Consider the following 12,346-nt stretch of genomic DNA (forward strand, 5'->3'; position numbering starts at 1 on the left):
CCCTTCCGGTTGGGGCATCCTGCGTAGGCCGCAGTCTGCCCCGAGATAGACGAAGCCCCTGGCGCAGTAGCGCAAGGGGCTCTTGCACCGAGAGATTACCTGAGGAAGGACCGGTCGTGTCGTCCCTGTCCACGCCCGCAACCGGCGGCCCCGAGCCGCTCCTGCTGCTCCTCGACCCGGCGGCCCGGCAGACCGACGGCGAGTCGGTGCGGATCGCGAAGGACGTGCTCTGCGGAGGCGCGGACGTCAAGGTGGTCTATCCGGAGAGCCCGTCCGAACTCGACCGGGTGCTTTCGCACCGGGGTCGTCGACGCCCGGTCGTGATCGGTTCCGACCTGGCGTTGCAGCGGGTGCTCCAAGCCCTGTACCGCCAGCGTGAGCTGGGCGCGGATCCGGTGGGCATGGTTCCGGTCGGCCGGTCGGAGGAGCTGGTCGCGGCCCGCGCGCTCGGGGTGCCGGGCGAGCCGGTCCGGGCCGCGCGAGCGGTGCTGTCGGGTGCGGCGCGCAAGCTCGACCTGCTGGTGGACGACGGCGGCGGGGTGGCGCTGGGAGGGGTGCGGATCACCGGTGCCGGGACGCGGCGTCCGGCCGGCCGTACGGGTGGTTGGCGTTCGCTATGGGCGAAACTGGCTGCGGCCGAGCAGGCGAACGCACTCGCGGCGGACGGCCGGTCCTCCGCCGAGCACAACCCCCGGGTCCGGGTCGAGGCCGACGGCCGGCTGCTCGCCGACGTGCACCGGCCGGTGCGGCTGGTCCAGCTGACCCTGCCGGGCGTCGAGGCGGACGCCGCCGGCGTGCTGGAGGTGGTGATCCGCGCGCCCGGCGCCCTGGTGCGCGCCCGGGCGGAGAGCGTCTCGGTGGTCGGGCGCGGCTTCGGCTACGAGGCGGACGGCCACCCCGTCGGTCCGGTCCGCGCCCGCACCTGGACGGTCCACCCGGGCGCCTGGGGCCTGTTGCTGCCCGCCGCGTGACGCCGGGGTGAACCCCGGGTGAGCAGGCTCACTTTCGCCGTCGCCCCGACTCCCGGCCCTCCGCACACGGAACGCCCCAACAGGCGCGAACCACAAGGCCAACCGCCTCCGGCCGGAATTCCCCCCACCCGAAATCCCCACCCGGTAAGGGGTTTTGTCTACGCGCGTTACCGGCCGATCGTCAGACAATCCCGGCCGCCCGGGTTCCGGAAGCCCGTGCCCGCTGCCCTAGACTCGAAGACGTGCCACGTGGTGACGGAAGACTCAACCACGATCTTCTTCCCGGTGAGAAAGGCCCCCAGGACGCTTGCGGCGTCTTCGGTGTCTGGGCTCCCGGCGAGGAGGTCGCCAAGCTCACGTTCTTCGGCCTTTACGCCCTGCAGCACCGCGGTCAGGAATCCGCGGGCATCGCAGTGAGCAACGGCTCCCAGATTCTCGTCTTCAAGGACATGGGGCTCGTGTCCCAGGTCTTCGACGAGGCCTCCCTGGGGTCGTTGCACGGGCATATCGCCGTCGGACACGCCCGCTACTCGACCACCGGGTCCTCGGTCTGGGAGAACGCCCAGCCGACCTTCCGCGCGACCGTACACGGTTCGCTGGCCCTCGGGCACAACGGAAACCTGGTGAACACCGCCGAACTGGCGGCGATGGTCGCCGAACTGCCCGGTGAGGAGCACGTCTCCCGCTCCGGGCGGAGCGCCGCGACCAACGACACCGACCTGGTGACCGCGCTGCTCGCCGGCCACCCGGACCTCTCCATCGAGGAGACGGCCAAGGTCGTGCTGCCCAAGGTCAAGGGCGCGTTCTCGCTCGTCTTCATGGACGAGCACACCCTCTACGCCGCCCGCGACCCGCAGGGCATCCGCCCGCTGGTGCTCGGTCGGCTGGAGCGCGGCTGGGTGGTCGCCTCCGAGACGGCGGCGCTGGACATCTGCGGCGCCTCGTTCATCCGCGAGGTCGAGCCCGGCGAGCTGATCGCCGTCGACGAGAACGGCATGCGCAGCTCCCGCTTCGCCGAGGCGAAGCCCAAGGGCTGCGTGTTCGAGTACGTCTACCTGGCCCGCCCCGACACCAGCATCGCCGGGCGCAACGTGCACCTCTCCCGCGTGGAGATGGGCCGCCGCCTGGCGAAGGAGGCGCCCGTCGAGGCCGACCTGGTGATAGCGACGCCGGAGTCCGGCACCCCCGCCGCGATCGGCTACGCCGAGGCCAGCGGCATCCCGTACGGCTCCGGCCTGGTGAAGAACGCCTACGTGGGCCGCACCTTCATCCAGCCCAGCCAGACCATCCGTCAGCTCGGCATCCGGCTCAAGCTCAACCCGCTGCGCGAGGTCATCGCGGGCAAGCGCCTGGTGGTCGTCGACGACTCGATCGTCCGCGGCAACACCCAGCGCGCGCTGGTGCGGATGCTGCGCGAGGCCGGCGCCGCCGAGGTGCACATCCGGATCTCCTCGCCGCCGGTGAAGTGGCCGTGCTTCTTCGGCATCGACTTCGCCACCCGGGCGGAGCTGATCGCCAACGGGATGACCGTCGAGGAGATCGGCCGCACGCTCGGCGCGGACTCGCTCTCCTACATCTCGATCGACGGCATGATCGAGGCCACCAAGCAGCCCAAGGACAGGCTCTGCCGGGCCTGCTTCGACGGCGAGTACCCGATGGAGCTGCCGGACCCGGCACTGCTCGGCAAGCTCCTGCTGGAGGCCGAGATCAAGGGCAGCCAGCAGCCGCCGGCCGTGCGCGGCAAGCCGACCAGCGGCAGCGACCTGGACGGCGTCCAGTCGCTGCTCGGCGGGGCGGGCGCGGCCGACGCGCTGCGCCGCCCGTAACGAATCCACGGTGGGGTCCCGCGAAACGGGGCCCCACCGCTGTTCCAGCCCCCACCAGACCCGAGAGGGCCGCACCGTAGTGACCAGCAACCAGAACGGCGCCACCTACGCCGCAGCCGGCGTCGACATCGAGGCGGGCGACCGCGCCGTCGAGCTCATGAAGCAGTGGGTGAAGAAGGCGAACCGCCCCGAGGTGGTCGGCGGTCTCGGCGGCTTCGCCGGCCTCTTCGACGCGTCCGCCTTCAAGCGCTACGAGCGGCCGCTGCTGGCTTCGGCCACCGACGGCGTGGGGACCAAGGTGGCCATCGCGGCCGCCATGGACAAGCACGACACCATCGGCCACGACCTGGTCGGCATGGTCGTCGACGACCTGGTCGTGTGCGGCGCCGAGCCGCTGTTCATGACCGACTACATCTGCGTCGGCAAGGTCGTGCCGGAGCGGGTCGCCGCGATCGTCAAGGGCATCGCCGAGGGCTGCGCGCTGGCCGGCTGCGCCCTGGTCGGCGGCGAGACCGCCGAGCACCCGGGCCTGCTCGGCCCGGACGAGTACGACGTCGCGGGCGCCGGCACCGGCGTGGTCGAGGCCGACGCGCTGCTCGGCGCCGACCGCGTGCGGGCCGGCGACGTGGTGATCGCGATGGCGGCCTCGGGCCTGCACTCCAACGGCTACTCGCTGGTGCGCCACGTGCTGCTGAACGAGGCCGGCTGGAGGCTGGACCGCAAGGTCGAGGAGTTCGGCCGCACGCTCGGCGAGGAGCTGCTGGAGCCGACCCGGATCTACTCGCTGGACTGCCTGGCGCTCACCCGCGCCACCGAGATCCACGCCTTCTCGCACGTCACCGGCGGCGGCCTGGCGGCCAACCTGGCCCGGGTCGTCCCGGAGGGCCTGCACGCCCGCCTGGACCGCGGCACCTGGACCCCGCTGCCGGTCTTCCAGACCGTCGCCCAGGTCGGCAAGGTGGCCACCCTGGAGATCGAGAAGACGCTCAACATGGGCGTCGGCATGGTCGCGGTCGTCCCGCCGTCCTCGGTGGACGCCGTGCTGGCGATCCTGGAGGACCGCGGCGTCGAGGCCTGGCTGCTCGGCGACATCGTCGAGCGCACCGGCGAGCACGAGGCCGGCGCGGCGCTCTACAACGCCTACGAGGGCTTCACCGCGGGCTGAGCCCGGCTGGACGACGAGAGGGCCCCTCCGGCGCACCGGAGGGGCCCTCTCGTCGTCCAGCCACCCGGGGGGCGGCGACCACCCGGTAACCATCCGGTACGCGGGAACGCCGAAGACCGGCCTGGCGCGCTGGGCGCCTGGGCCGGTCGGCGAAACTACTGGCTACGAGCGGCGAGAGGCCTGCGACGGCCCGGTGCCCGGCTCGGTGTCGTCCTCGTCGTCGAGGTCGGCATAGCGGGCGGCGTACTCGGCATACGGGTCGTCGTCCTCCTCCTCCTCGATCGGCTCCGGGTCGATCGGAGCGGTGGACGGCGATGCGCCCAGCTCGTTGGACAGACGGTTAGCGTCAAACCCGCCGCTGTTGTACTTCAGCTCGCGGGCGACCTTCGTCTGCTTGGCCTTGGCCCGGCCGCGCCCCATGGGTCGACCCCCTCAACGATGGGGCTCACGGCCCCGAGTCTGACACGTGTTCATGATCAGGACCGGCCTGCCCGAATGGGAGGACCGTCCCTTGGAGCATTAACGGTACCTGTTTCCGCCGCTGGACGGTACGTCGTCGGTGTGACGTGGCGCGCACCGACCGCACCCGAGACCAGGTCTTCCCAGGTCAGGGGAGGTTTTGCGGCGGTTTGCGCGCTGTCCGGAGGTGTCTGAGGTCCGTCGTTCCAGGACCGATTATCCCCCCAAGGGGGACCTTGGATCACCCGATCGGGCGCAGAAGTGAGAATCCGGTTCCACATCGTGATGCGCGGGGGACGGCTGGGCCCCTCCCGCCCGGGGGCGGGTCACGGGGGTGCGGCCGCCCCCCGCGCGTCCGAGGTTCCGGGGGCGCCGGATCAGGCCCGGCGGGCGCCCGGCAGCAGGACCGTGCGCAGCGCGCTGATCTCGCGCATCCGCTTCTCGGCCAGGCGGTCGGCGGCGACCGCCGGCGGGACGCCGTCGGAGGCGGCCCGGGTGAAGATCTCCAGGGTGGTGTCGAAGATCCTGGTGGCCTTGTTCTTGGCCCGGTCGAAGTTGAAGCCCTCGATCTCGTCGGCGACCTGGATCACGCCGCCGGAGTTCACCAGGTAGTCCGGCGCGTAGAGGATGCCGCGGTCCGCGAGGTCCTTCTCGACGCCCGGGTGGGCCAGCTGGTTGTTGGCCGCGCCGCAGACGACCGTGGTGCCGGACTCGCCGAGCGCGGCCACCGTGTCGTCGGTCAGCGCGCCGCCCAGGGCGCAGGGGGCGTAGACGTCCAGCCGGGCCTGCAGCAGGGCGGCGGTGTCGGCGACGACCTCCACCTCCGGGTGGGCCGCGCGGACGCGGTTCACGGCGGTCTCGGAGACGTCGGTGATGACGACGGTGGCGCCGTCCGCGACGAGGTGGCCGACCAGGTAGTGGCCGACCTTGCCGACGCCCGCGACGCCGACCCGCTTCCCGCGCAGGGTCGGCTGGCCCCAGCGGGCCTGGGCGGTGGCGCGCATGCCCTGGAAGACGCCGAAGGCGGTCAGGATGGACGAGTCGCCGGCGCCGCCGTGCTCGGGCGAGCGGCCCGTCACGAACTGCGTCTCGCGCGCGATGACGTCCATGTCCTGCACGTAGGTGCCCACGTCGCAGGCGGTGATGTAGCGGCCGCGCAGGGACTCCACGAAGCGGCCGTAGGCGCGGAGCATCGCCTCGTTCTTGTCCTTGGTGGGGTCGCCGATGATGACGGCCTTGCCGCCGCCGAGGTCGAGCCCGGCCAGCGCGTTCTTGTAGGACATGCCGCGGGACAGGTTGAGCGCGTCCTCCAGGGCCGCCTCCTCGGAGGCGTACGGGAAGAAGCGGGTGCCGCCGAGGGCCGGGCCCAGCGCGGTGGAGTGGATGGCGATGATCGCCTTGAGCCCGGAGCTGCGGTCGTGGCAGAGGACGACCTGCTCGTGGCCGTCGCCGGGGGCGCCGTCCTGCTCGGTGCGGAAGATCCTGCTGAGCACTCCGGGTGCGGGGTGCGTGGCGGATGTCTGTACGTCGGTCACTGTGGTGACTCCAGTATCGAAGGCCCGCCTGCTGTGGTGCGGGCGCCTAGGGCGAAGCGTAGTCGCGGGAGCGTCGCCGATCCGCCCTCTTGTCCGAGCTTGTCCCCGCGGTCCGGGGAATGGGACGCCGGGGGTGCGCGGTGCGGGCGCGAAGGGGTTCGGGGGCGCGCCCTCCCGGGGCCGGTCGGCGCGTGCGACCATGCAGGACGTGACCGTCGTGCGCACCTCGGTACTGCCGCCCTACGCCGCCCACCTGCGGGTCTACGAGCCGCTGGCCGCCTACTCGGAGTCCGAGCGGGCGCGCTGGCAGGCCTACGCGGCGGAGCGCGGTCCGGACGCCGTCGAGGCGGCGCAGCCGGTGGCCGCGGCCGTCCTGGAGGAGCAGCGGGAGGCGCTGGCGGAGCTGGCCGCCCGGACGCCCCGGGCGCTGCCCGAGCGGGAGAGCGGGCGGGCCTACCTGCGGGTGGTGGACGGCGTGCTGTACGTCTGCCCGTGGGCGACCAGGCTGCGCAGCTGGCAGGCGCTGGAGGAGCTGCGGGCGGCCGCGCCGGTGGCGCTGCTGGACACCGCGGTGCCGCCGGTGGCCCGGGCGGCGGCGGAGGCGGACCGGGAGCGCTGGCGGGCCGGCCATCCGGACGCCCGGCCGTGGATCCTGACCAGCCGGTGGGAGGTGCCGGTGCGCTGGTTCCTGCCGTTCGGGGACGAGGACCGCTGTTTCGTGCCGGCGCAGGAGCGGGGCAAGCCGGGGCGGGCGGCGGCGCTGTTCTACCTGGTGCCGATGGCGCAGGCGCGCCGCCGGGTGGCCCGGGCCTTCCGGGCGCTGCGTGAAGAGGTGCCGGACGGGGAACTGGTCCGGGGGGCGGAACAGATCGGGCGGTGGCTGGAGGAATTCCATCCGCGCTCGCTGGTGGAGCTGGACTACGGGGGGCTGGTGCATTTGCTGGGGCCGGAGCGGCTGTTGGCGGACCGTTCGGCGGGGGAGCTGGAGGAGGGGCTCCGCGCGCTGCGGGCGGGGGACACCGCGGAGGCGCTGCGCGCGTACGGGGAACTGACGGCGCGCTGGCGGAGGGTGCTGGCGCTGCGGTACGCGAACTGACGTCCGACCACCCGTGTATGACTGTAAGAGTCCTATGGCCCGAGCTGGATGACCAAGGTCCTGGTTCGGGTCAATAGCTGTCGAACGTGACACTACTCACCGTTGACGCGAACTTACCCCTATGTGCAAAAATGGGACAACCAGCCCAACTTCACGCGGGCATGCCCGCTTTTGGGTGGTTCTGGAGTCGATGCGTGCTTTGCGGGGAAACAGGGGGTCTGGTCCCCTCGTAACCAGGCGTCACGGCCGCGTGACTGCCCGTTATGGGGTGGTCCATCGCCATCCGTCGCTCTTGAACCCGTGAGGGGTCAATTTTGGCGGTTTGGTCGATAGGGCTGGACGGATGGTGTAGTTGTAGACACCAGGACAAGCCGTTCGTCCTATAACCGACTCGGCCCGTCTATGCCATTTCGGGCATCGCGGGCCAAGGTGCAGAATTTGAAGGATAGAACCGCCCTGGTTCGGTTCTCCCGAGGAGGCCGCTCATGACCGCTCGTACCCCTGATGCTGAGCCCCTGCTGACGCCGGCAGAGGTCGCCACCATGTTCCGCGTGGACCCGAAGACGGTCACTCGTTGGGCCAAGGCGGGCAAGCTGACGTCCATTCGCACGCTCGGCGGTCACCGCCGTTACCGCGAGGCGGAGGTGCGCGCTCTGCTGGCCGGGATTCCCGCTCAGCGCACTGAGGCCTGATAGGCCGAAGGCTCTTTAAAGGGGCCGCTTACCGGACTCCGCCGGGTCCGGTAAGCGGCCCCTTTGCCATGCCCGCTCGCGGTGCCCGGGTACTCGGCACAACGTACGGAATGCTGAACTCCGGATAACGATTCGATGCGCATGATGCGGGGGGGATTTACAGTTAATGGCTGTACAATTTTACATATTAAATTAGTGAGGTCTTGGTGGGGGTGGTGCGGGGGTGTTCTCGGGAAAAGATAAGTGACGACCGTCACACCGTCTGTCACTTGTGGTCTGGACCTGGTCCGGGATAGACACCGGACGCCCAAAAGCGAGAGGCCCGGAACCTGACGGTTCCGGGCCTCTCGCACTGCGGCGATCCCGACGGGACTTGAACCCGCGACCTCCACCTTGACAGGGTGGCGAGCTAACCAACTGCTCCACGGGACCAGAGTTTTCTGATCTCGTTCACTCGCTTGCCGCGCTGCGAACAAGACAGATCGTAGCCCATGGTGGGCCCCCAGGTCGAACTGGCACCTGAGGGCCCCCGAGGAGGCCGCCGCCCAGCTCAGAGCGTGGCCCTGGCGGCCTCCATCGCCTTGGTGATCCGCTTCTCCGACACCGGGCTCGGCGTGCCCAGCGACTGGGCGAAGAAGCTGACCCGCAACTCCTCGATCATCCAGCGGATCGCCAGCACCTCCGCGGACGGCTGCCGACCGGCCGGCACCGCCGCCAGCAGCTCCCCGTACTCCCGCTGCACCTGCTGGACCTTCAGCAACTGCTGGGCGTCCCGCTGCGGGTGGTTGGGCAGCGCCTCCAGCCGGCGGTCCACCGCCAGCAGGTAGCGCTTGAGGTCCGGCAGCCGCTGCCAGCCGGTGTCCGTGACGAAGCCCGGGTGCACCAGGGAGGCCAGGTGCAGCCGGATGTCGTTCACCGCGTTCAGCAGCACCGGGCTGCTCACCGACTTCAGCCGGGTCGAGGCCTTGTGGAAGGCGATCAGTGCGGTGGCCGTCTTCAGCGTGGTGTCCGCGGACAGGTCGTACAGGTCCGCCCGCACCTTGTCGTGCAGCGTGCCGAAGGCCGCCTCGTCCCAGGCCGGTCCGCCGGCCAGGGTCATCAGCCGGTCCGTCGCACAGGCCACCACGTCCTCGAAGAGGGCGTTCACCGAGCCGTGCGGGTTGTGCGAGAGCGCCAGCTTCGCCTGGTTGCCCAGCCGGCCCTGGATCGACTTGGCCGGGGAGGTGGTGGTCAGCATCAGCAGCCGGCGGGTGCCCTCCCACATCGACCGCGTCTGCGCCTGCGGGGTGTCGAACAGCTTCACGCCGACCGACGCCCCCTCGTCCACCAGGGCCGGGTAGGCGCGCAGCGAGTGGCCGCGCGAGCGCTGCTCGAAGGTGCGCTGGAGCACGGGCAGGCCGCCCGGCCAGGCGGTCAGCCCGCCCTGCTCGATGCCCTGGCCGGAGGCCGCCGAGGACAGCGTCTCCTTGAGCTTCGGCTTGAGTCGCAGCCGCAGCTCCTCCAGGTCCTTGGACTCGGCGAGCTTGCGGCGGCCGTCCACCACCCGGAAGGTCACCTTGAGGTGGTCCGGCACCCGCTCGTCGTCCCAGGCCTCCGGCGGCACGGTGATGGCCGTCAGGCGCTTGAGGGCGTGCTCCAGGGACGGCAGCAGCGGCTCCTGGCGGTCCTCCACCGCGCGCAGCGCCGCCTTCGCGAAGTCCGGCGCCGGCACGAAGTTGCGCCGGATCGCCTTCGGCAGCGACTTGATGTACGCGGTGACCAGCTCCGTCCGCAGGCCCGGGATCTGCCAGTCGAAGCCCTCCGCGGTGACCTGGTTGAGCACCGGCAGCGGGATGTGGACGGTCACGCCGTCCGCGTCGCTGCCCGGTTCGAACTGGTAGGTCAGCTGGAAGCGCAGCTTGCCCTGCTGCCAGTGGTCCGGGTAGTCGGCCTCCGTGACGCCGTCCGCGGAGTCGTTGATCAGCATCGACTTCTCGAAGTTGAGCAGGTCCGGCTGCTCGTGCCGGGCCTTCTTCCACCAGGAGTCGAAGTGCCGGGTGGAGACCACGTCCTCCGGCAGCCGGGCGTCGTAGAACTCGAACAGGGTCTGGTCGTCGACCATGATGTCCCGGCGCCGGGCCCGGTTCTCCAGCTCCTCGACCTCGCCGAGCAGCTTGCGGTTCTCGGCGAAGAACCGGTGGTGGGTCTCCCAGTCGCCCTCGACCAGCGCGTTGCGGATGAACAGCTCGCGGCACAGCTCCGGGTCGATCCGGCCGTAGTTGACCTTGCGCTGGGCGACGACCGGCATCCCGTAGAGCGTCACCCGCTCGTACGCCAGGACGGCTCCGGCCTTCTTCTCCCAGTGCGGCTCGCTGTACGTCCGCTTGATCAGGTGGCCGGCCAGCGGCTCCACCCACTCCGGCTCGATCTTGGCGTTGATCCGCGCCCACAGCCGGGACGTCTCCACCAGCTCGGCCGACATCACCCAGCGCGGCGGCTTCTTGAACAGGCCCGAGCCCGGGAACACCGCGAACCGGGCGCCGCGCGCGCCGCCGTACTCGCGCTTCTCCACGTCGAACAGGCCGATGTGGGAGAGCAGGCCGGCCAGCAGCGACTGGTGGATCCGGTCGGCGTCCGGCTCGGCGTCCTCGTGCGGCTCCTCGATGGTGACGCCCAACTGCTTGGCGACCGTGCGCAGCTGGGTGTAGATGTCCTGCCACTCCCGTATCCGCAGGTAGTTGAGGAACTCCGCCTTGCACATCCGGCGGAAGGCCGAGGAGGACAGCTCGCGCTGCTGCTCCCGGACGTAGCGCCACATCGCCAGGTAGGACAGGAAGTCGGAGGTCTCCGAGTTGAACCGGCGGTGCCGCTCGTCGGCGGCCTGGCGCTTCTCGGCGGGGCGCTCGCGCGGGTCCTGGATGGACAGCGCGGCGGCGATCACCATCACGTCGCGCACGCAGCCGTTCTTGTCGGCCTCCAGCACCATCCGGGCCATCCGCGGGTCCACCGGGAGCTGGGCCAGCTGGCGGCCGAGCGCGGTGAGGCGCTTGCGCGGGTCCTTCTCGTCCGGGTCCAGCGCGCCCAGCTCGTGCAGCAGGTGCACGCCGTCCTTGATGTTGCGGGAGTCCGGCGGGTCCAGGAACGGGAAGGCGGCGATGTCGCCGAGGCCCGCCGCCGTCATCTGCAGGATCACCGAGGCCAGGTTGGTGCGCAGGATCTCGGCGTCGGTGAACTCGGGGCGGGAGAGGAAGTCCTCCTCCGAGTACAGCCGGATGCAGATGCCGTCGGAGGTGCGGCCGCAGCGGCCCTTGCGCTGGTTGGCGCTGGCCTGGCTGATCGCCTCGATCGGCAGCCGCTGCACCTTGGTGCGGTGGCTGTAGCGGGAGATCCGGGCGGTGCCCGGGTCGATCACGTACTTGATGCCGGGGACGGTGAGGCTGGTCTCGGCGACGTTGGTGGCGAGGACGATCCGGCGGCTGCCGGAGCGCTGGAACACCCGGTGCTGCTCGGCCGAGCTCAGCCGGGCGTACAGCGGCAGGACCTCGGTGGACTTGAGTTTCAGCTTGTCCAGGGCATCGGCGGTGTCGCGGATCTCGCGCTCGCCGGAGAGGAAGACCAGGATGTCGCCCGGGCCCTCGGCCTGGAGCTCCTGGGCCGCTTCGCAGATCGCCTGGATCTGGTCCCGGTCGCGGTCGGCGTCCGTCGCGTCGTCGTCCTCGTCCAGGTCGTCGACGAGCGGGCGGTAGCGGACCTCCACCGGGTAGGTGCGGCCGGAGACCTCGATGATCGGGGCGTCGTCGAAGTGCCGGGCGAAGCGCTGCGGGTCGATGGTCGCGGAGGTGATCACGACCTTGAGGTCCGGGCGGCGCGGGAGCAGCTGCTTGACGTAGCCGAGGATGAAGTCGATGTTGAGGCTGCGTTCGTGCGCCTCGTCGATGATCAGGGTGTCGTACTGGAGCAGTTCGCGGTCGGTCTGGATCTCCGCGAGCAGGATGCCGTCCGTCATCAGCTTGACCAGGGTGTCCTGGCCGACCTGGTCGGTGAACCGGACCTTCCAGCCGACCGCCTCGCCCAGCGGGCTGCGCAGCTCCTCCGCGACCCGCTCGGCGACCGTACGGGCGGCGATCCGGCGCGGCTGGGTGTGGCCGACCAGACCGCGCACGCCGCGGCCCAGCTCCAGACAGATCTTCGGGATCTGGGTGGTCTTGCCGGAGCCGGTCTCACCCGCGACGATCACCACCTGGTGGTCCCGGATGGCCGCCAGGATCTCGTCCTTCTTCTGGCTGACCGGCAGCTCGGCGGGATAGCTGATCGGCGGGACGGCACCGCGGCGCTGCTCGACCAGCAGCTCGGCGCGGTCGATGTCGGCGGCGATCTGGGCGGCGACCTTCTGCCGGGCCTCGGGCTTGCGGACCCGACGGGCCCCCTCCAGTCGGCGCCCGATCCGCACCTGGTCGCGCAGGGTCAGCTCGGGCAGGCGGGCGGCCAGCTCACCGATACCGGAACCCTCGGCGGGTGCGGGGGCGGACTGGACTGCGGGAGAACTCACTGCGGGCATCCCTCTAGGTTCGCAAGGAGGCACGGCGGCGCGCACCTCGGTTTTCGAGCCTCTCCAGTGTCACA

At 70.9% G+C, this 12,346-nt stretch carries 8 protein-coding genes and 1 tRNA gene; 5 read left to right on the forward strand and 4 right to left on the reverse strand.

The window, feature by feature from the left end; genetic code table 11:
* Window positions 1-116 precede the first annotated feature (116 nt).
* From ACIP37_RS03505 to purM, 3 genes are all read left to right on the forward strand, one after another.
* The gene (locus tag ACIP37_RS03505) at window positions 117-971 is read left to right on the forward strand and encodes a diacylglycerol kinase (RefSeq protein WP_363581415.1); all 855 of its coding nucleotides are present in this window, start codon (window positions 117-119) and stop codon (window positions 969-971) included.
* 242 nt (window positions 972-1,213) lie between these two features.
* Complete coding sequence (gene purF, locus ACIP37_RS03510; RefSeq protein WP_350880611.1) at window positions 1,214-2,797, forward strand: amidophosphoribosyltransferase; 1,584 nt, start codon at window positions 1,214-1,216, stop codon at window positions 2,795-2,797.
* Window positions 2,798-2,876: 79 nt separating this feature from the next.
* Complete coding sequence (gene purM / locus ACIP37_RS03515; RefSeq protein WP_400804477.1) at window positions 2,877-3,962, forward strand: phosphoribosylformylglycinamidine cyclo-ligase; 1,086 nt, start codon at window positions 2,877-2,879, stop codon at window positions 3,960-3,962.
* Window positions 3,963-4,124: 162 nt separating this feature from the next.
* Here the strand turns inward: purM and ACIP37_RS03520 are convergent, their stop codons facing one another.
* Together ACIP37_RS03520 and ACIP37_RS03525 are read right to left on the reverse strand one after the other, a co-directional pair.
* On the reverse strand, window positions 4,125-4,382 hold the full coding sequence (locus ACIP37_RS03520) for a DUF3073 domain-containing protein (protein ID WP_063348338.1): 258 nt from the start codon (window positions 4,380-4,382) through the stop codon (window positions 4,125-4,127).
* A gap of 416 nt (window positions 4,383-4,798) precedes the next feature.
* Window positions 4,799-5,956: a Glu/Leu/Phe/Val dehydrogenase dimerization domain-containing protein gene (locus ACIP37_RS03525; protein ID WP_363581411.1), complete on the reverse strand. Its 1,158-nt coding sequence runs from the start codon at window positions 5,954-5,956 to the stop codon at window positions 4,799-4,801.
* 199 nt (window positions 5,957-6,155) lie between these two features.
* Between ACIP37_RS03525 and ACIP37_RS03530 the strand changes: the two genes are divergently transcribed.
* Together ACIP37_RS03530 and bldC are read left to right on the forward strand one after the other, a co-directional pair.
* Window positions 6,156-7,052, forward strand: coding sequence for a hypothetical protein (locus ACIP37_RS03530; protein ID WP_400843181.1), 897 nt, complete (start codon window positions 6,156-6,158; stop codon window positions 7,050-7,052).
* Between the two features lie 485 nt (window positions 7,053-7,537).
* On the forward strand, window positions 7,538-7,744 hold the full coding sequence (bldC, locus tag ACIP37_RS03535) for a developmental transcriptional regulator BldC (RefSeq protein ID WP_014137253.1): 207 nt from the start codon (window positions 7,538-7,540) through the stop codon (window positions 7,742-7,744).
* Between the two features lie 358 nt (window positions 7,745-8,102).
* On the opposite strand, the gene ACIP37_RS03540 is transcribed toward bldC, so the two are convergent.
* Window positions 8,103-8,176, reverse strand: a tRNA-Asp gene (locus tag ACIP37_RS03540).
* Window positions 8,177-8,294: 118 nt separating this feature from the next.
* Window positions 8,295-12,281, reverse strand: a complete 3,987-nt coding sequence (gene hrpA / locus ACIP37_RS03545; RefSeq protein ID WP_363581407.1) for an ATP-dependent RNA helicase HrpA — start codon at window positions 12,279-12,281, stop codon at window positions 8,295-8,297.
* Window positions 12,282-12,346 lie beyond the last annotated feature (65 nt).

It is taken from the genome of Kitasatospora sp. NPDC088861 (genome assembly GCF_044750105.1).
Lineage (GTDB): Bacteria > Actinomycetota > Actinomycetes > Streptomycetales > Streptomycetaceae > Kitasatospora.

What these genes read in the sequence shown, in the direction of transcription:
- hrpA (WP_363581407.1), bottom strand. Translation starts at nt 12,281, where the DNA reads ATGCCCGCAGTGAGTTCTCCCGCAGTCCAGTCCGCCCCCGCACCCGCC.
- bldC (WP_014137253.1), top strand. Translation starts at nt 7,538, where the DNA reads ATGACCGCTCGTACCCCTGATGCTGAGCCCCTGCTGACGCCGGCAGAG.
- ACIP37_RS03520 (WP_063348338.1), bottom strand. Translation starts at nt 4,382, where the DNA reads ATGGGGCGCGGCCGGGCCAAGGCCAAGCAGACGAAGGTCGCCCGCGAG.
- ACIP37_RS03530 (WP_400843181.1), top strand. Translation starts at nt 6,156, where the DNA reads ATGCAGGACGTGACCGTCGTGCGCACCTCGGTACTGCCGCCCTACGCC.